General features: G+C 37.4%; 18 protein-coding genes and 1 pseudogene. 17 read left to right on the top strand and 2 right to left on the bottom strand.

Annotation, left to right across the window (positions count from 1 at the left end; all coding sequences use genetic code 11):
• Positions 1–125: 125 nt before the first annotated feature.
• Positions 126–800 (top strand): response regulator transcription factor, encoded by a 675-nt coding sequence (locus ACNSN3_RS10950; protein WP_058429029.1) that lies wholly within the window; start codon positions 126–128, stop codon positions 798–800.
• On the top strand, positions 800–2,206 hold the full coding sequence (locus ACNSN3_RS10945) for a sensor histidine kinase (RefSeq protein WP_418607329.1): 1,407 nt from the start codon (positions 800–802) through the stop codon (positions 2,204–2,206). Before ACNSN3_RS10950 ends, ACNSN3_RS10945 begins: the two co-directional genes overlap by 1 nt.
• 456 nt (positions 2,207–2,662) lie before the next feature.
• Here the strand turns inward: ACNSN3_RS10945 and ACNSN3_RS10940 are convergent, their stop codons facing one another.
• The gene (locus tag ACNSN3_RS10940; protein WP_418607327.1) at positions 2,663–4,060 is read right to left on the bottom strand and encodes a heavy metal sensor histidine kinase; all 1,398 of its coding nucleotides are present in this window, start codon (positions 4,058–4,060) and stop codon (positions 2,663–2,665) included.
• On the bottom strand, positions 4,050–4,736 hold the full coding sequence (locus ACNSN3_RS10935; protein ID WP_008109918.1) for a heavy metal response regulator transcription factor: 687 nt from the start codon (positions 4,734–4,736) through the stop codon (positions 4,050–4,052). The genes ACNSN3_RS10940 and ACNSN3_RS10935 overlap by 11 nt, the downstream gene beginning before the upstream one ends.
• 166 nt (positions 4,737–4,902) lie before the next feature.
• Between ACNSN3_RS10935 and ACNSN3_RS10930 the strand changes: the two genes are divergently transcribed.
• The 15 genes and pseudogenes from ACNSN3_RS10930 to ACNSN3_RS10860 all read left to right on the top strand — a co-directional run bounded on the left by ACNSN3_RS10930 (position 4,903) and on the right by ACNSN3_RS10860 (position 19,205).
• Complete coding sequence (locus ACNSN3_RS10930; protein ID WP_008109920.1) at positions 4,903–6,726, top strand: copper resistance system multicopper oxidase; 1,824 nt, start codon at positions 4,903–4,905, stop codon at positions 6,724–6,726.
• The gene (locus ACNSN3_RS10925) at positions 6,723–7,586 is read left to right on the top strand and encodes a copper resistance protein B (RefSeq protein WP_024606961.1); all 864 of its coding nucleotides are present in this window, start codon (positions 6,723–6,725) and stop codon (positions 7,584–7,586) included. The genes ACNSN3_RS10930 and ACNSN3_RS10925 overlap by 4 nt, the downstream gene beginning before the upstream one ends.
• 22 nt (positions 7,587–7,608) lie before the next feature.
• On the top strand, positions 7,609–8,016 hold the full coding sequence (locus tag ACNSN3_RS10920) for a copper resistance CopC family protein (RefSeq protein ID WP_024589684.1): 408 nt from the start codon (positions 7,609–7,611) through the stop codon (positions 8,014–8,016).
• An 11-nt stretch (positions 8,017–8,027) separates the two neighbouring features.
• Entirely contained in the window at positions 8,028–8,933 is a 906-nt protein-coding gene (locus ACNSN3_RS10915; RefSeq protein WP_182758738.1) for a copper resistance D family protein, read from the top strand.
• Between the two features lie 20 nt (positions 8,934–8,953).
• Positions 8,954–9,441: pseudogene (locus ACNSN3_RS10910) on the top strand (YybH family protein).
• Between the two features lie 9 nt (positions 9,442–9,450).
• The gene (locus ACNSN3_RS10905) at positions 9,451–9,975 is read left to right on the top strand and encodes a DUF411 domain-containing protein (RefSeq protein WP_016900197.1); all 525 of its coding nucleotides are present in this window, start codon (positions 9,451–9,453) and stop codon (positions 9,973–9,975) included.
• A gap of 142 nt (positions 9,976–10,117) precedes the next feature.
• Positions 10,118–10,627, top strand: coding sequence for a DUF305 domain-containing protein (locus ACNSN3_RS10900; protein WP_418607323.1), 510 nt, complete (start codon positions 10,118–10,120; stop codon positions 10,625–10,627).
• Between the two features lie 33 nt (positions 10,628–10,660).
• Entirely contained in the window at positions 10,661–11,392 is a 732-nt protein-coding gene (locus ACNSN3_RS10895) for a MauE/DoxX family redox-associated membrane protein (protein ID WP_008463945.1), read from the top strand.
• Positions 11,393–11,830: 438 nt separating this feature from the next.
• Positions 11,831–13,084 (top strand): restriction endonuclease, encoded by a 1,254-nt coding sequence (locus tag ACNSN3_RS10890; RefSeq protein WP_418607322.1) that lies wholly within the window; start codon positions 11,831–11,833, stop codon positions 13,082–13,084.
• Positions 13,085–13,213: 129 nt separating this feature from the next.
• Positions 13,214–13,810 (top strand): SLATT domain-containing protein, encoded by a 597-nt coding sequence (locus tag ACNSN3_RS10885; protein WP_418607320.1) that lies wholly within the window; start codon positions 13,214–13,216, stop codon positions 13,808–13,810.
• A 34-nt stretch (positions 13,811–13,844) separates the two neighbouring features.
• Positions 13,845–15,167, top strand: coding sequence for a DUF6602 domain-containing protein (locus tag ACNSN3_RS10880; RefSeq protein ID WP_418607318.1), 1,323 nt, complete (start codon positions 13,845–13,847; stop codon positions 15,165–15,167).
• A 194-nt stretch (positions 15,168–15,361) separates the two neighbouring features.
• Complete coding sequence (locus ACNSN3_RS10875) at positions 15,362–15,568, top strand: hypothetical protein (RefSeq protein ID WP_418607316.1); 207 nt, start codon at positions 15,362–15,364, stop codon at positions 15,566–15,568.
• Positions 15,569–15,743: 175 nt separating this feature from the next.
• On the top strand, positions 15,744–16,847 hold the full coding sequence (locus ACNSN3_RS10870; RefSeq protein WP_418607314.1) for an ABC-three component system protein: 1,104 nt from the start codon (positions 15,744–15,746) through the stop codon (positions 16,845–16,847).
• The gene (locus ACNSN3_RS10865; RefSeq protein WP_418607312.1) at positions 16,837–17,340 is read left to right on the top strand and encodes an ABC-three component system middle component 2; all 504 of its coding nucleotides are present in this window, start codon (positions 16,837–16,839) and stop codon (positions 17,338–17,340) included. Before ACNSN3_RS10870 ends, ACNSN3_RS10865 begins: the two co-directional genes overlap by 11 nt.
• Before the next feature lie 11 nt (positions 17,341–17,351).
• Positions 17,352–19,205: a hypothetical protein gene (locus tag ACNSN3_RS10860; RefSeq protein WP_418607310.1), complete on the top strand. Its 1,854-nt coding sequence runs from the start codon at positions 17,352–17,354 to the stop codon at positions 19,203–19,205.
• The last annotated feature ends 147 nt before the right edge of the window (positions 19,206–19,352 follow it).

Genomic DNA, 19,352 nt, shown 5'->3' with positions numbered 1-19,352 from the left:
TAAGAAATCCTGAGTCTAAACTTAATATTGGCTAAACTATGGAAACTTAAGCAAGTCTTAAGTAAAACTTAAGCTATATGGCGTAACCTAATGATGAAGATGCATTTCAGGTGAATGAGTAACACATGAAGTTATTAATAATTGAAGATTCAGCGTCACTAAGGCGTAGTTTACGAATTGGCTTAGCAAATCTAGGCTTTGCGGTTGATGACACCGGTGATGGTGCACAAGGGCTGAGTATGGCGATGACAGGTGAGTATGAGCTTATAATACTTGATATTATGTTACCGAGTATCGATGGTATTACTTTATTGCAAACCATAAGAACCAAACAGCTTGATTCTAAAGTCTTAATTTTGTCAGCTAAGCAAGAACCTGAAGACCGTGTTTTAGGGCTTTTAACAGGAGCGGATGATTATCTGACTAAACCCTTTTCATTTGATGAGCTCCACGCTCGACTGCTAAATTTAATGCGCCGTGGAGGATTGAAGATGATGAGTGATATCATAACTATTGATAATTTAGCACTGAATTTACAGTTAAAACTGCTAAAAGTTGCTGACAATGTTATCGACTTAACACCCAACGAGTACAAAATTGTCGAATGTTTATTTAGCAATCAAAATAAAGTGTTTAGTGCAGAAAAGCTAAGTACCTACCTTGCAGGGCAATATGATTTGATATCAAAGAACTCGATTGAAGCCCATTTATCATCTGCTCGCAAAAAAGTAAGAGTTGCAGGAGGGGAGCTGCCAATTCAGACCAAACGTGGTTTTGGTTATATTGTACAAGGACAATAATGAAATCTATTCGCAGTAAATTAGTTGTTACACTTTCGGTAACTATAACTAGCTTTGTTTTATGCATTTTGTTGGCAACCGACATTGCTGTTGATAGTTGGATAGATAATGAGTTTGATCGCAGCCTGCAATCCAAAGCAGGTATGTTAATGACCTTAGTACATAAAACTAATGAAGGTTTTTCGTTTAACTTTTCTAGTGAGTTTTTGCCCGAGTTCGAAGGGGAAATAGAGCCTGAGTACTTTCAATTATGGAGCAAAGAAAGTGTTTTTACCCGCTCAAAAAGTTTAGATTTATTTGAAGTTAAAAACCTACCATATGAAAGCTTAGAAATTGGCGAGTCAAAAATACTCCCTATACAATTATCTGATGGCCGAGATGGTCGGGTGTTTTATAGTCGTTTTATACCACAAGAAAAAGACAATACATCAGTAGACACATATAAAAAAACAAATGATGAGCCACTGACTTTAGCTTATGCAGCGTCTTCTGAGGAAGTTGATTTTGTACTTTGGTTGATTGACGTTATTTTTATAGTCACCATAATTACAGTTATTGTATTTATTCGATTATTTGTCAGGAAGGCGATAGATACATCACTTGCGCCATTAATTAAACTCAACCAAGATATCAGTCAGTTAAGTATTACCAGTGAAGGCTCTAAGATATTTATACAAGAGCCAGTTCAAGAGCTCTTGCCTATTGTTGAAAGCTTAAATGCTTTTATTAAAGAGAATAGACAACTTTACCTAAGGGAAAAGCGACTTACATCCGATATTGCCCATGAAATAAAAACGCCCATTGCCGAACTTATAAATATGGCAGAAGTTGCTATCAGGTTTCCAAATGAGATTGAGCTCAATGAGGATTTTAAGCCTGAAGCGTTGAAAATAAGTTTACGGCTTAAAAATATCGTGTCGAACTTATTGCTATTACATAAATACAGTAATGGTAAGCTAATCAAACAAGATGCTTGTGATTTAAATCAAGTCATTACCAGAGTCTTAGAAAACACTGATTTATCGCGTGTAAATTTGGAGTTGAATGAGAATGCACCAGCAATTATAAGCAACTTGTTTGCCCTCGAATCAATTATTAGCAATTTAGTTAACAACGCTAAACAATACAGCCCACTAAATTCAAAAATTTTAGTTTCGACAATGATTTCAAAAGAAAAACTTTTATTTTTGTCAGTTACTAACTCCCTTATTGAACCTTTGAGTGATAATGATATAGACCAATTATTTGACCCTTTATGGCAAAAAGACACTTCAAGAACATCGAATGATAACTTTGGATTGGGGTTATCAATCGCTAAAACGCTTAGTAAAGCAATTGATGCGCAATTAAGTGCAGAAGTTAGTGACAGAAAAATCACATTCTCTTTAGCCTTAAACACTGATTAGTTTATTTAGCCCTACATAGAAATAAAGGCTGGGGAATGCAATTATGTGATGAGGCTCCTAAATACTTAATTGTACTGGTAGCTATCAAACAATCAACTCCGTTTCTGCGGCTTAGCAGGATGTTGTTATCACTATACATTTTACAGATCCGCCCTCCGGCTCTAACTCGTTTTTGTCCAAAAACGAGTTTACCCGACCGTCCGCTATTCGCTCAAATAAGCCCCCGAAAAGTGGCTCATATAGCTATCTAGGTTAACGCTTTCGAAAAACAGAAGTAAATTTCCTATAACTACCTTTGAAGCACTAGAAACGGAAGTTTGCTTCCGAAATATAGTAATATAGGCTTACAAATCGGAAGTTTACTTCCGTTTTGTACTTTAAGTTTATAAACCGGTGTTTAATGAAAGCTGGGAAGTCTAGAGGTACAAGCAAACATTGGGTTATTAAATTTAATAATTAGCTTTTAGCTAAATTTAGAAAAACTTTAAAGCTGGTAGTTTGATTATTTGAACTGACCTCTATATTTCCACCGTTTGCTTGCGCTAGAGCTTTAACTATTGCAAGCCCTAAACCAGCTCCATCGCTGTGTCGTTGGCGCGATTTATCGGGTCGATAAAAGCGGTCAAATAAATAAGGTAAATGCTCAGAAGGTATTCTCTCCCCAGTATTAATCACTGAAATACATATTTTTTCAGCGGTAAATATTTCACTATTTACTGTGATTGATGAGCCTTTTGGGGCATACCTTATTGCATTGGATAGGAGGTTTGATAATAATTGGCGAAAGTGTAATTTGTCACAATAAAAACAAAGGTTTTGACCTTTTTTCTTAAATGTAATCAATGAGTCTTCAGCCAAAGCATCAAAGTACTCAAATAATGCTTCAATTTCATCATGGCTTTTTAGAGTATTTTGAACGGGTTTAACCAGTCCATTCTGAGTTTTTGCAAGCCAAAGCATATCACTAACCATCTTAGTTAGTCGTTCCAGCTCTTCTAGATTAGAAAACAATAATTCTTGATACTCTAACAACTGTCTTTTTTTAGATAAACCAACCTGTGTTTGAGTGATTATATTTGTTAGTGGAGTACGTAACTCATGCGCAATATCACTAGAGAAATTTGATAAACGAATAAATTCACCTTGGAGCCTGTCGAGCATCGAGTTAAACGACTGCACCATATTAACAAGCTCAATAGGCACTTTATTTTCATCAAGCCTTACATCCATCTTATTAGTTTGGATGTCATGCATTTTCTGACTCAAACCTCGTAAAGGGTTTAATCCTTGATGTATAGCAAACCAAGCCACCAATAAAATGAGTACCGCAGAGCCAAACATAATAGCCCAAAGGCTTTGTTGAAATTGATTGAGAAAGTGTAAATGAAAGCTCATGTCTATCGCTGTAGTAATTTTGTATTGCTGTTGCCCAGTACTTAAATTACTCACCAGAGCTCGGTAGGTGTGGGTATCATTTTGCCATGAGGTAATGTTGTTACGGTTAAAGCCAGCTGAAGCCTTAGCACTCATTACAAAATCACTAAAATCTCGTTCAGAACTTTGAAAAATGAGCTCTCCTTTTGCGGTATTTACCTGATAGTAAACACCGTGATGACCCGCTACAGCGTTAGATAATTCATTTTTAAGTTTCAGGTTTGATTTATACTGTTGTCTTAAAACTAATTCAATAGATTGATTAATAACATGCAGTTCACTACTATCTTGCTTGAAAAAATGATGTTTTATCGAACTATTTATTAAGGTGGCAACTAAAGTTAAGCACGCAATAACGGTTACAGCCACAAACAACACAACACGCATCGTAAGTGATAAAGGCCGTGACTTAATAGCCATCAGTTTCAACCTCTAATTTATAGCCCATACCACGAACCGTATGAATTAATTTAATAGTAAAGTCATCATCAACTTTTGCTCTTAGCCTACGAATGGCAACATCAATCACATTGGTGTCGCTATCAAAATTCATATCCCATACTTGAGAAGCAATTAACGAACGTGGCAGTACTTCACCTTCGCGCCGTAACAATAGTTCAAGTAAGCTAAACTCTTTATTACTCAATAAAATACGCTTGCCTGCACGTTGTATTTTTCGCTTTGGAATATCCATTTCTAAATCAGCAACGATCAGTATATCGTCAACTGTTTGTACTGCACCACGGCGAATAAGAGTGCGTACTCTTGCTAAAACTTCAGCAAAAGCAAAAGGCTTTATTAAATAGTCATCAGCACCAAGTTCGAGCCCCTTTACTCTATCGTCTATGCTATCGCGAGCAGATAAAAATAGTACTGGGGTTTTGTTATCTGCTTCACGTAGCGACTGTAAAATTTTCCAACCGGATACGTCAGGTAACATGACATCAAGTATTATTACATCAAATAAGTCGGTCATTGCTAGGTGATGACCGTCAAGACCATTGCGCGCCAAAGAAACCTGAAAACCAGCTTCACTTAGTCCCTGTTTTAAATAATCTCCCGTTTTTGCTTCATCTTCAACAACTAATAAGCGCATACAATTCCTTCATTAAAGTCCTAACAACTACCTCTGCAAATATTATGCAGTATCTGTCACTACAGCAACATGACACCAAGATTACAACTTTGTAATGTTCGCGTCATGTTGAAGACAGGTCTATTTTCTATACTCAATACATATTCTGGTATGAAGGAGTAAGGAAATGGGGTTTAAAAAGTCATCACAACAGGTTAGCACACCACGAAGACGATTTGTTCAAGGCTTAATTGCAGGAGGTGTACTTGCTGCTTTTCCGAGTGTATTACATGCTGCATCATCTTTAGTAGCAGGAACAATAACAGGCACTGTGCCCGAACTTAGCGGCAAAGTAATTGATCTGGTTATAGATGAATCGCCGGTTAACTTTACTGGCGTAGTACGTATGGCGACAACTATCAATGGCTCTATACCCGCCCCTACCTTGCGCCTCAAAGAAGGCGATGACGTTACTATTAGAGTAACAAATAAGTTATCAGTACCGAGTTCAATTCATTGGCATGGCATTATTTTACCGTATCAAATGGATGGCGTACCTGGTATCAGTTTTAAAGGGATTATGCCTGGCGAAACCTTTGTTTATAAATTTAAATTACAACAAAGCGGTACATATTGGTATCACTCACATAGTGGCTTTCAAGAAATGACTGGCATGTACGGTGCATTAATTATTGAACCGCGAGAAAAAGATATTATTAGTGCAGATAACGAGCATGTTATTCAATTATCTGATTGGACTGATGATGACCCAATGGATTTGTTCCGCAAGTTAAAAGTACAGAGCGATGTATTTAACTTTAATCAACCTACTGTTCCAGAGTTTTTTGATGACATTTCAAATAGCAGCGTTTCAAATGCGCTACAACGCCGGGAAATGTGGAATAAAATGAGAATGAACCCTACAGATCTTGCTGACTTATCAGCATCTGCAATGACTTTTTTAATGAATGGTAGTACGCCAATGTCAAATTGGCGAGGAATGTTTAAAGCTGGCGAAAAGGTTAGGCTTAGATTTATTAACGGTTCTAGCAATACGTTTTTTGATGTAAGAATACCTGAGCTGAAGTTAACAGTTGTACAAGCTGATGGACAAAATGTTGAACCTGTGACAGTAGATGAATTTAGATTCGGCCCTGGTGAGACCTACGACGTAATTGTTGAGCCTAAAAATGATGCCTATACGATTTTTGCTCAAAGTATGGATCGCTCTGGTTACGCAAAAGGAACTTTATCAAGCTCGCCTAATATTGATGCGCCAGTACCTGCACTTGACCCTGTTGAATGGTTAACGATGACCGATATGATGGGCAATATGACCCACGGCGGTGAGCATTCTGCAATGGCAGGTATGGCTGGCATGTCAGGTATGAACTCTAAAGAAATGGATCATAGCGCTATGGATCACGGTCCAATGGCGATGGATCATAGCAAACATGGTATGTCTGAAAACCCATTAGCGGTTGCCAGCTCTAAAGTGCGTCATGCAAAAACGGAGTATGGAGCTTCAGTTGATATGCGCGTTGATATGCCGAGAACAAATCTTGATGATCCTGGTATTGGTTTACGTAAAAATGGTCGTCGTGTTTTAACACTTGCAGATTTACACTCACTTGAAGGGATCACTAACCAGCAAGAGCCAGAAGCTGAAATTGAGCTGCATTTAACCGGAAATATGGAACGTTATAGCTGGTCATTTGATGGCTTAGAATTTGGTAAAAGCACGCCAGTGCATATGAAGCATAACCAACGTTTAAGAGTTATTTTACAAAACGATACCATGATGACGCACCCTATGCATTTGCATGGTATGTGGAGTGATTTAGAAAACGAGCAAGGTGATGTGCAAGTGCGACGTCATACGATACCTGTTCAACCCGCACAAAGAATCAGCTTCTTAACCACCCCTCACGATGTAGGGCGCTGGGCTTGGCATTGTCATTTATTATTCCATATGGATGCCGGCATGTTTAGAGAGGTAGTCGTATCATGAAACAATTAAAACTATCTAAATCATTAGGTTTATTAATGTTAACTGGGGCTTCATTAATTAGCTTCCCTTTATTAGCGCAAAGTGAAATGGCACAAAAGAGTAGCGCTAAGATGCAACCACAAGGGGGAGATGCACCTAAAGATGCAAGAGACCCTCATGCTTACTCTGCGGGAACAACTTTAACAGAAGGCCCATATGTGCTTGAGGGCAATGAGCGATTAACACTCGCTGATGAGCATCCATTTTACGCATTACTAGGCGATCGTCTTGAATATAACGAGCAAGCAAATGCAGGTGTATTTGACTTACAAGCATGGTACGGCACTACCTTTGATCGATTGGTAGTTAAAACTGAGGGGGATTTCAGCGAAGGAAGCCTTGAGGAAAACCAAACCGATATTTTATGGGGTCACGCCGTATCAGCATATTGGGATACTCAAGCAGGTGTTCGTCTTGATTACAATAAAGAAGGTGAAAATCGGCAATGGTTGGCTTTTGGCTTACAAGGTTTAGCCCCTTACTGGTTTGAACTTGATATGACAGCGTACGTAGGTGAGCGAGGCAGTACCGCATTTACGTTAGAGGCAGAGTACGAACTACTACTCACGCAAAAGTTAATTATACAACCGCGAGCCGAAATTACACTTTATGGCAAAAACGATAAACAAAACGAACTTGGAAGTGGCCTATCAAGCAGCGCGATTGGCTTTAGGGTTCGTTATGAGTTTACACGCCAGTTTGCGCCCTATATTGGCGTTGAATGGAGCAATAAATTTGGCAGTACCGCCGACTATGCCACATCAAGTGGACAAAGTAGCAATAACACCGCATTTGTTGCGGGTATTAAATTTTGGTTTTAATCATTTTAAATAAGAGGTAATTATGAAGTTATTTAATTCTGCAGTAGTTATTTTAGGTTTAGTGCTTACATTTTCCGCATCAGCGCATATATCACTCAAGCAATCAACACCTACGCAAGAAGCCATGTTAATGCAAAGCCCAGAGCAACTTTCGTTAACTTTTGGTGGTGAAGTAAGGCTAGCAAAAGTCATCATCAAAGATGAAAAAAATAAATCAATAAACTTTGATTTCAAACCTAGCTCCACCCCAAGCACAGACTTTAATTGGTCGCTGCCGAGTTTAGCACATGGTACCTACACGGTTAAATGGACAGTACTTGGGGGGGATGGACATAAAATGTCAGATTCGTTTTCTTTTATGGTACATCAAAGTGAGTCAAGTAATATGATGCAAGAACAATCTAATGCCCACAGCAAACACAATCATTAAGTAGCAGCATGATACAAGTAAGTGAATGGTCAGTACTTTTACTATTATTAAAGCTAGCAAGCTATAGTGCTTTGGCCGCACTTGCTGGTACTTTTTTAATTCGTTTTATTATCGCCAGTAATTTATCTGGTCATCACTTTATAAGTTTCTCTCAGTATTTAAAGCGCTGGCAAATTCAATGTGTGGCATTGGGTTTTATTGCTGTCATTTTACAAGTACCAATTGAAGCTGGTGCAATTGCAGAATCTGGTGTAGCGGGAATGCTAGACCCTTTTATGCAAGAGATTGTTTGGCAATCAGTTATAGGAGAACAAGCTCTTTTCAGAGGCGCAGCGCTTTTTGTGGCTATGATTGTTGCACTTAATTGGCGCATTAACATAAAGCACCGTTTTGCAGTGGTTATAAATAATACAGTTATGTTGGTTTTGCTTATATCTATTGCATATAGCTTCACTTTCACAGGTCACAGTGCAAATGAAAATGGGTTAGTAAAAAGCATTTTAACTTTTCACCTTCTTGCAATAGCAAGTTGGGTGGGGTCACTGTGGCCACTATATAAAAGCTGTACCATATTATCTGTTCATGAAGTTAAGAAGGTAATGCACCTGTTTGGGCACTTAGCCATCATCGTTGTATTTGTGCTGCTTATTTCAGGTTTAGCGCTTTTGCTTAATTACCTGCATTCGTTATCAGCGCTGTTCACGTCAAGTTATGGGCAATTAATTTTGCTAAAACTGCTACTAGTGAGCGCGATGCTTATGATGGGGGCTTGGCACAAACTAATTTTAGTTCCGAGAATCACCCAAAAACAGCATGTAGGTACACTAAAACGTTCCATCAGTGTAGAAATGCTGATAGCTGCTTTTGTACTTATTACAACAAGCGTGTTCACCACACTTGTTGGTCCCCCAAATTAATTTAATAAAAAGAGAGCAACATGTTTAATAACTCTGCAAAAATAATCATAACATCGCTATTACTTTTTGGCGCATTGAACTCACTAGCTGTAAGCGCACACAAGAATGAGGAACATGCAAATGAGCGTGTGTTATTTGTTGGTACCGATACCCCAGCTGCGCAAGCAGTAAGTGCCTTTCACCAAGCATTAAATCAAAGTGATCAAAAAAAGCTCGCTCATTATTAGCTGATAACGTCATTATTTTTGAAGGCGGAGGCGTTGAGCGTTCTGCCGATGAATATGCAAATCACCACATGCTAGCGGATATGAAATACCTCAGTTCGGTTAATAGCAAACTATTAGAACATCAGGTTTATATAAGTGGTGATATCGCTTACTCCATTTCGCGAAGTGAAACGATGGGCAGCTACAAAGGTAAAGCCATTAACACAACGGGTATGGAGTCAATGACTCTAAAAAAGACCCGCAATGGCTGGAAAATCACACATATTCATTGGTCAAATTAAGGAAGTAACATGCGATTAACGTACATAACAACTGCACTTTCAGTGATGTTGGCGGTGTCTATATCAGTAAAAAGTATGGAAAACCCACACAGTGTATTGCCAGTCCAAGAGGCCATAGAAAAAGATAAAACAGAGATTGAGTTGACAGTTTATAAAAGTAAAAACTGTGGGTGCTGTAAAAAATGGATTGAGCATATTAATGAAAGTGGCATTAAAACAAAAGCAATAGATGTTGCTGATATGGGGCTAATTAAAGCTCAATATCAAATAAAGCCAAATATGCGCTCATGCCATAGCGCTGTTTCAGCCGATGGGTATGTTTTTGAAGGGCACGTGCCAGCTAAATATATAAAGCAGTTTTTAGCTGAACAACACCCTCAGAAAACGATCGGGCTGACAGTTCCGGCAATGCCTGTTGGCACGCCAGGTATGGAGATGGGCAATCGTTTTCATAAATATAATATTGAAGTACTTACTCAAGATTCACAGCAACATACTTATAAGCATATCAGCAAATACGCAGTGCAGTTTTAACTCTTATGGCATAGTTATTGAGTTAGCCGTAAGTATTAATGCGATGATTAAATATATAGTGGGCTTACGCCTTATAAATTGTAAGTAATACCCCTTAGTATAAATAAAATACAAGTTGAACAACTGAAAAGGAGCCATTGTAATGTCACAGTATTTAAAATTTTTCTTAATGATAGCCACATCAACATTAGTCATGTTTGTACTAATGTATTTGAATAGTTATCAGCTAAGCCATGTGTTTTTTAGTGAAACGCGTACCTATATGGCTATTTATATGGGGGCTGCAATGGCGGTAGTTATGCTGTTGTTTATGCTAAATATGTATAAGGATAAAAAGAAAAACAGCGTAGTTTTAGGGATCAGCATTATTAGCTTTGTAGGCGCATTATTTTTAGTACGTTCGCAAATAACGGTCAACGATCAGTCTTGGATGTCAGCCATGATACCGCATCATTCAATCGCTATACTGACTAGTGATAGAGCTAATATCAAAGACAAGCGCGTCCAAGAGCTTGCAACAAATATTATTGAAGCACAGCGTCGTGAGATTAAAGAGATGCAGTGGTTACTGAACGATATAGAAAAAAATGGCCTAGCAGAAACTCAGGAACAAGCACAATCTAGGACCGTACCGGATTTTAATGCTAAGTAAAATTTTATACCAATACATAAAAGGGAGCTAAACATGAGTAAATCAGCCCAACTTTTTAGAATGGCCACAGATGAGCATATTTGTCCGTTTGGTTTAAAATCAAAAGACCTACTAGAGCGAGAGGGATATACAGTTGATGATCAGCTATTAACTTCTCGAGAGCAAACAGATGAATTTAAAAAACAACACAGTGTAGAAACTACACCTCAAACATTTATTGATAATAAACGTATAGGTGGCTATGTCGACTTACGCGATTACTTTGATAAGCCAAAAGCTGGGCAAGAAGGTACAACTTACACGCCCGTGATTGCGATTTTTTCGGTTAGTTTTTTGCTTAGTGTGGCATTTAGTTTTGCAGCGAATAATAGCTTATTATCAATGCAAACCGCTGAACTGTTTGTAGCCCTAACAATGGCAGTGTTAGCAATACAAAAGCTTCAAGACTTATTTAGCTTTACTAATTCATTTATAACCTATGACTTAGTCGCTATGAAAGTAGTCAGGTACGCCTATGTTTACCCATTTTTAGAAGCATTTGTTGGCATTGGAATGATAGCCGGATTACCAGCCTATATTATTGCCCCTATTTCATTGTTCATAGGTGGGGTTGGTGCTGTTTCAGTGATAAAAGCAGTCTATATAGATAAACGAGAGTTAAAATGTGCGTGTGTAGGCGGTGACAGTAACGTACCACTAGGGTTTATCTCCCTAACAGAAAACCTGTTTATGATCGCTGCCGGTATTTGGATGTTTGTTAAGTAAACAACAGCTTTAATTTAAAAACATGATGATGTACTAGTGTGATTACCAAGGGATTATGTCGCTCTAATTACCGAGCGACTTTGTCGTAAATAGCATATCAGCTGTACTAGCTCATATCAGTTCTTACAGTTTAAGTGAATAAGTTTAGACTTCATCAGGCAGACTGCTATGAGCGATAACCAGTCATTGGGATTAGCTAAATATCATAGTTTATTAATTGGTCAAGCTGAGTCGTTTGCGCATATATTCCTGAAAATGAGCGGCGCGCGCAATTGGTTCATTTAACTCTACCTAAAAATTTTACAAAACTTAGAGATAGTAATGCCTTAGGTAATTTGTTAAAACTATATAAGATAGATAAATGAGCGTTAAGTCGGCAGAAATATGCGCGATGAGCGCACTATTAAATTATTAGGCATCCATGAAACAGAGGTCTAGATGACGGACATATCAGTTACCCTTACAGATATAGATTTCTTACAGGAACGGTTAGATTTTTCCGAAATTAGTCCCGTAGACTTCGAGAATCTAATATTTCATTTGTTGGATGAGATGGGCTTTTCTAATTTAACGTGGAGGAAAGGAGGAGAAGGTAACTCTGCCACTGATGGTGGGCGTGATTTAGAGGCAACATTTTGGACTGTTCTGCCTTCAGCTTCCAAAGAAGAAAAGTACTGGTTTGAAGTAAAATACCGAAAAAAACAATTAGAAAAATCACAAGTTCAAGGTACGATATTAAATGCCTCTGGAAACAACACTAAAGATAATGTTCTTATTATCACCAATGCTACAATATCCAACCCCACATTAGATTGGATCAAAGACTTTCAGAGCACACATAAAACTCCGAGTATTTCAGTTTGGCAAGGGCACGATCTAGAGCTTCTCTTAAGAAAAAACCCACGGACATTAGCCAGGTTCCTTCCATCGTCGCTTGCATTTAGTGGTCGTTGTAAAGTTATCGAATCTAAATTTTCAAACTTAATGCTACTTCCTGCTGGAGGCGAGCTAGATGAATTATGGGATAAAAGGGATGAGTATTATGAAAACTCATATCTCACGTTAATAGCAGTTTTGGCAGAGGTGGCTTATGGAGATTTAGTTAACCACCAATGGGGGCTAGACTTAGATGAAGTTAGGCTGTTCTCTGTTGCTGCAACTGGGATGCTAAATGTATATCCATTTATATTCAAATGTAGTTCTTTAAATAGAGACCAAGCTCCATTAATTCAGGGCTTGTCCTATATAATGCAATGTCTTCTTTTTAGGTCTGGTGAGGAGATAACTGCTAAATTGCTGTACAATCCTGAAGAATTCGCTGAAACGAATACAGAGCTACCTGATAAATTTAAATTTGATCGCTATGAGCCTATTTTTAACACTCTCTTTCATGAGCTTAGCGTTCAATGCAGTGAGAATTATTGTTCTAAAGTTAACCATATGACTAAGAATGAGGAAATTAACTACTTTAATAGATTCCTAAAATCACCTGTTAAAGAAGATGAAGATAAAATGCTTATCCTTAATTCGATACATGGAAGCTGCGAGATTGGTCTTGTTTCTGATGGTAGCTATTGTCCACTTGGTGATTCAGATGAGGCTCCCAAGACGCAAGCAGGTTTGGTTGATAAACTTAAATTTGCTCGTGGGGTAATCATAAATCGTTCAGGGCTGCTAAGTGAAAAAGCCTAACAAAAAGCTGCACGCGGAGACATGTTGCTACGCTCGTTTTTGTGTGAGTCGCTTCGCTCCATTTTCACACAAAAACGCTCTCCGCAATATGTGCCGGTGAGCTTGGCGTTAGTTTCTTAGGAGAATTGAATGGAATCTGTTCCATACACTGTTGATGTAATAGAAAAGCTGAGATGGAACTCCCATCTTGGTAAGCACAGTCATTTCTATGCGTCCCAAAATGGACGCCACCTTCATATCCTTTGTGGTATTCCAATAGTAGTAATTAACCTGATTCTAGGTTCAGTGTTTTTTGCTTTACTGGGAACCGAATTGCCCGATTGGAGCAAATGGGTTGGAGCAGTTCTAGCACTGACTGCGGCGTTGCTTGGTGGTGTTCAGACATTCTTTAATTTTAAAAAGAGTTATGAAGGCCATCGAGAAATAGGTAACGAATACCTTGCGGTAGCAAGGGAGTGTGAACGGCTTATAGCATTATACTTTGATAGAATCTTAGATTTAGAGCATCTATCAAACGAAATTGATTCACTTAACAGCCAATACTCTTCAATTAATCAAAGAGCAGAAGAATATATAGTAAGTGAGAAATCTTACAAAAAAGCTCTTGAGGCTCAAAATAAAAAGGCAACTGAAGAGCCATCATTAGTTCAAAAAATGCAATCAGCTGAAGCAACAGAAACTAACAAGTCAAGCCAAGGGATGCAGCAAAGCTGCGCCTCTGCTTGAGGCGTTATACTTTTCTCAAGGACGGAGAACACCGATGATTATTAAAGCCTCTCAACTCTTAGAGTTGTTTATTCAAGAAGAAACAACAAAGTTAAAAGATTTTGAGATGCCTCATATGCCTACACTAGGCAGTGCATATGAAGAGGTTACAAAACAAGGCATCGACCAAGCATTTATCCTTCCACAAAATCTCAATTTACAAGTAGTGTCTGGTTTTATATCCGTTGGTGGCGAAATGTTGCCGGAACAGATTGATTGCATGTTGGTTCATGGTGATGGTGTTCGTTATGGACTAACAGACGAGTACATCTACGAAATAGAAAATATCCTTTGTATTTTTGAAGTTAAGAAAACTTTAAGAAAAAAAGATTACATTGATGCATTTGAACATTTAGGTGGAATAAGAAAGAGATTCTCTGAACACTTTGAAAATAAGTTAAAAACTGAAAATTATGAACCTGATATCTCAATTGCTAGAAAGTGCTTCTCTCAAATTACTGGAAAAATAGCACCAAAGAAATACTTGGACATACATCATCTTTCAAAAAGTGACAGTATTTTATTCTATGCCTTGGTACAGGAATCATTAGCTCCAGTAAGTATTATTCATGGTTACGAAGGTTATAAAAGTGAGAATGGCTTAAGAACCGCTTTTATAAAGATCCTTGAAGAAAAAGGTAAAGATGGTGGTCAAGGACTTGGAGTTCCTAGCCTGCCAACATTGGTAACCTCTAATGAATATTGTATTGTAAAAGGTAATGGTATTCCCTTTACCGTAATTAAAGATCAAAATTCTTGGGTTATATCTTTTTCGACTAGGCATAATCCAGCAAAAATGATCTTAGAATTAATCTGGTCTAAAATTGCAATATTTTTTGATGTGAAAATGCCTTGGGATGATGGACTTCACATGGACAATATTCAACCCTTGTTGCTAGCAATACCTAAAGAAATAGAAGATAGAGCTGGATGGTTGTATAAAACTATAGAAATGAAAGAAAAAGACTTAATTCGAAGTAATGATAATGTTTGGGCGCCGTATACGATAGGTACAGCTGAAATGTCTGCAATAAATATAATGGCAATGCAAGGCGGTTATTTTCCATTAGATGAAGGTATGCAAGATTACCTACAAAATAATAAGAACTCTAGCTTAGAGCATGTTATTGGCTCTCTAACTAACAGTAGAGATTTTATGATTGATGGAGATTTTTTGAGACCTATTAATAGTCTTACACTTGTGATTACAAATGACGATGGAACTGGTTTTGTTTCATCTGAACGTGAAAAATTCGATTTGTGGTGTGAAGAAAATGAAATAAGGCCTACTTATATGAATATAATTTTTATGGAATAAACGTATAATAAGTCAATTAAACAGGGACAAAAAACAGTTTGCTGTTTTTCGTGCCTCAAACATTATAGACAACAATTTTTTTGCCCGTTAATTGGGTGTTATGTGTTTATCAGGATTGGTTGTGGAGGTATGAGTTGCTTTTAAATATTATTGGTTATTTACTACGGAATTGGGTTTGGGTGCTAGGTATCATATTGGGCATTCCAACATCTTATTATGGCTATGTTTGGGTTCAGACCAAGCTGATAGACCAGCAACTTAATTGCCTGAAGATTGGTTACAGTATAGATGCGGATAAACCTGATTTAATTAATGGGAAAATAAAGGACTTTCAAAAATGCCTAGAAGAAATAGACCCTAGAATTGGTACGAAAGAGTTTCTCGAAAATAAAATAAAATAAAATACATAACAAACTGTTTAACAAGGACAAAATACAGTTGGCTTTTACTTATTTTAGCCAACTATATTTTGCCCATTAACAGAGCGTTATATGGAGAATCTATTCACATGAATGCCCGAGATTCGAGTGATAAAACAAAGCGTGGGATCATGCCTAGAAAATGGAAGTTTTATAAGTGTTAAATTTAGCCTTAAATGCTCTCGAATTAGCTAAACCTAAGAGTGAAAATGATTCAGCGTCTTTTCATCAAGTTTCTTATGGTAAATTAATAACTCCTAGGCAGCACTTGTTTCTTTTCTCAGCCGAAGAATGGGAATATTTTCTAGAAGAATGGGGAACATTTCAAAAATCAAAGTATCACCTTGTAACGCGTTTAGGTGGGGCAAATGATTATGGTGTAGACGTTGCCTGTTTTCACACTGAGCATGGTTTTTCTGGAAGCTGGGAAAATTATCAATGCAAATACTATAAAGGTGATCCTTTGGCGCCAGGGACTGCGATTCCTGAAATCGGTAAGTTATTATGGCATGTTTATACTGGAAATTTGACAAAGCCAAAAAAATATTACTTTTTCTCCCCTAAGGACTGTGGCCCATCACTTAAAAAATTATTATTAAATTCAGAAAAATTGAAGAGTAAGCTTTTAGAAGAGTGGGATAGCTGGTGTTCGAAGAGTATAACTACAACCAAAGAGATTTCACTAGAGGGCGAATTCAAGGAATTCGTCTTGTGCTTTGACTTTAGTATTTTCAAATACAAACCCGTAAATGAAGTTGTCGAGGAATATAGAGAAACCCCATATTACCCAATAAGGTTTGGTGGTGGACTAAAAGAACGCCCAGCGCCTTCAAAGCCTCCTAAGGTCTTTCAAAATAATGAGGCTCGCTATATAGAGCAATTATATAATGCTTATGCTGATAGCAAAGGTATTAAGCAACAAGATTTTCAGATTGATAGTTTCCCTGATCTTACAAAGCATTTTATTAGGCAAAGAGAATCGTTCTACTTTGCTGAATCATTAAGAACCTTTGCTCGAGATTCTGTTCCGCTGGGTACATTTGAGGATCTTCAAAATGACATGTTTGATGGAGTTATAGATACAGCAGAAGACGAGCATGAAAATAGTCTAATTAAACTTAAGGCTGTTTTAAATGAGTCAAAGTCTGTGCCGCTTGATTCAAATGGTTTATTTGAAAATATAAGAGTGAAAGATAGATATGGTATATGCCACCAATTGGCTAATGACGACAAATTAAAATGGTTGGAAGATGATGAGTGAAACTCTACATTCAGATTTCATATTTAACAGTGCTTTAGAAACAGGGGTACGATCCATATGTATATTAGTTGCTGACCTCTCAAATAAATTCGATATACAGCAACTGTTAGCTTTAGATCATATTGTTGTTCATTCCGGAGATATTGAAAATGCTCCACCGAGCCTACATCCGAATATTCTACAAAGAAGTGGTGAGCTTTTGGTGAGGAGGCCGTTAATTGAAAATGGCCTTGTTCTTATGGAAAGCAAAAGGCTTGTACAGAAAGTAATAACAGCTGATGGCTTCTATTACTGTGCAACAGAGCTTGCTAGTGTCTTTATCGAAAGCTTAACAAATGAATATATAAAAGAACTTAGTCAAAGAGCAGAGTGGGCTGTCACAATGTATAACGATTACGGTGATAGGTTGTTCTCAGAAATCTTCAATTCCGCATTTGATCGTTGGAGAAATGAATTCCAAACCGCAGAGATGTCAATTGCAAAAAATAGCTGAGTATTATTGAGATGGAAATTAGGTTTATTATTTTTACTGGCCCGGTAAAAGAATCGGCAGAAATAGAATTTGGAAGTGGTTTGAATGTAGTATATGGCCCTTCAAATACAGGTAAGTCATCCGTTTTGGATGGGATTGATTTTATGCTGGGTACAGAAAAGCCCCTGAAAGAGCTTCCTGAACATGAAGGTTATGACCAAGTAATCCTAGGTGTGGCGTTTTCTAAATCAGATTGCTTCACTTTTGTAAGAAGTATAGAGGGTGGTGATTATGAGTGCTTCGAAGGATTACATAAAAGAAAACCACTAGACATAGAGCCTGTCATTCTTAGGGCTAAAAGTGAAACTAAAAAGATAAAAAGTATATCCTCTTTTATACTCGAGAAAGTGAATTTATCGAACAAGAAACTTAAAAAGAATGCGCAGAATGGACTGATTAGTTTAACTCTAAGGAATTCTCTAGATCTTGCGATTGTTAATGAAGCAAATATTCAAAAAGAATCCTCACCATATATTAGTACACAATACACAAAATTAACTGAGCATAAATCTAGGTTGAAGTTTATTCTTACGGGGGTGGATGATAGTTCACTATTGCCAGCAGAAGTTGAAAAAAAAGCTCTATCTAGAGCAGCAAAAATTGAGGTTTTAAAGGAACTAATAGAAGAACAGGGTAAGTCGTTAGGAGATGTATCTACTTTAGAAAATTCACTGACGGAGCTTAGACAGCAAGATGAGATGTTGTCACAGACTATATTGAAAGAACGCTCTACCCTTGATGCCAATGAAGAAAAATACAATAGTTTAGTCAGAAACCGGGCTGCTTTAAGAGACGAATTAGAACTCAAGAGCATCAGAATTAATGAAGTAGTCGAAATGTTATCCCGGTTCAAACTGCTGCAAAAACAGTATGCTTCAGATATGGCTCGACTGGAAAGTATCTCTGAAACAGGGATTTTGCTTGAAGCATTGCCTTCTGAAAAATGCCCTACGTGTGGAAGACTTGTTTCTGAGGATAAAACTCATCAAGACTGTGATAAAGATATTAAAGATGTTGTTGCTGCTGCTGTATCAGAAAAATCCAAGGTTGAAGGGCTTAATGGTGAGCTTCAATTTACAGTGAACAATCTTAGTTCTGAGTTAGAGTCAATTATAGAGCAATTGCCGAATATAGAAGAAAAAATATCTTCTGTTGGTAAAGAATTAGCTGTTGTGAACCCTGAATTGGATGAACAGCGGACAAATTACACAGAATTATTTAATTTAAAATCCGAACTTGATGATTCAATAAAACAGCATGAGCAATTAATGCTTTTAACTAGAAAGAAAGTAGAGTTAGAAAATTCAGCTTCTAAAAAGGAATCTAAAGGCAAGGAAGAAAGTGAAAGGACGTTACCAACAAGCGCTCTGTTTAAGCTTTCGAAAGAAGTAAGAGGTTTTCTGCAAGAGTGGGGCTTACCTAATTCCAATGATGTTCACTTTGATAAAGAAACAGGTGATTTTGTTATTAATGGGAAGCATAGAATTAGTAATGGCAAAGGACACCGAGCTATTACGCATGCTGCTGCGACTCTCGGACTGATGAGATATACAGAAGATAATGAATTACCTCACTTAGGTTTTTCCATACTTGATTCGCCATTACTTGCCTATGAGGAGCCAGATGATGAGGCAGATGACCTTAGTGATACGGATGTAAATATTAAGCTCTTTGATAGTTTGGCAGCCTGGAAATCTAAACAAATTATTGTTTTTGAAAATAAAAAATCTATACCGAATAAGTACAGTTCAGGAAGGCAAGTTACTCAGTTTACTAAGAAAAATTCAGGACGCTATGGTTTTTTTCCAACAAAGCCCATGAATTAAATTATTGTTACTAGTGTAGGAACCGTATAACGCTCATGGCACATACACGACTTTAAGATTTGATGAAGTCCAATTGCAAAACCTGATAGCTTGGGTTGAATTTTTGTGTTGTCTTAATCTTTTTAATTCGTAGTCAGAGATTATGTA

Origin of the sequence: Pseudoalteromonas sp. US3C1004, assembly GCF_048401065.1 — a bacterium.
GTDB lineage: Bacteria > Pseudomonadota > Gammaproteobacteria > Enterobacterales > Alteromonadaceae > Pseudoalteromonas > Pseudoalteromonas undina.
The sequence above is the reverse complement of the archived record's forward strand: the minus strand, read 5'-3'. Positions and strand labels throughout refer to the sequence as shown.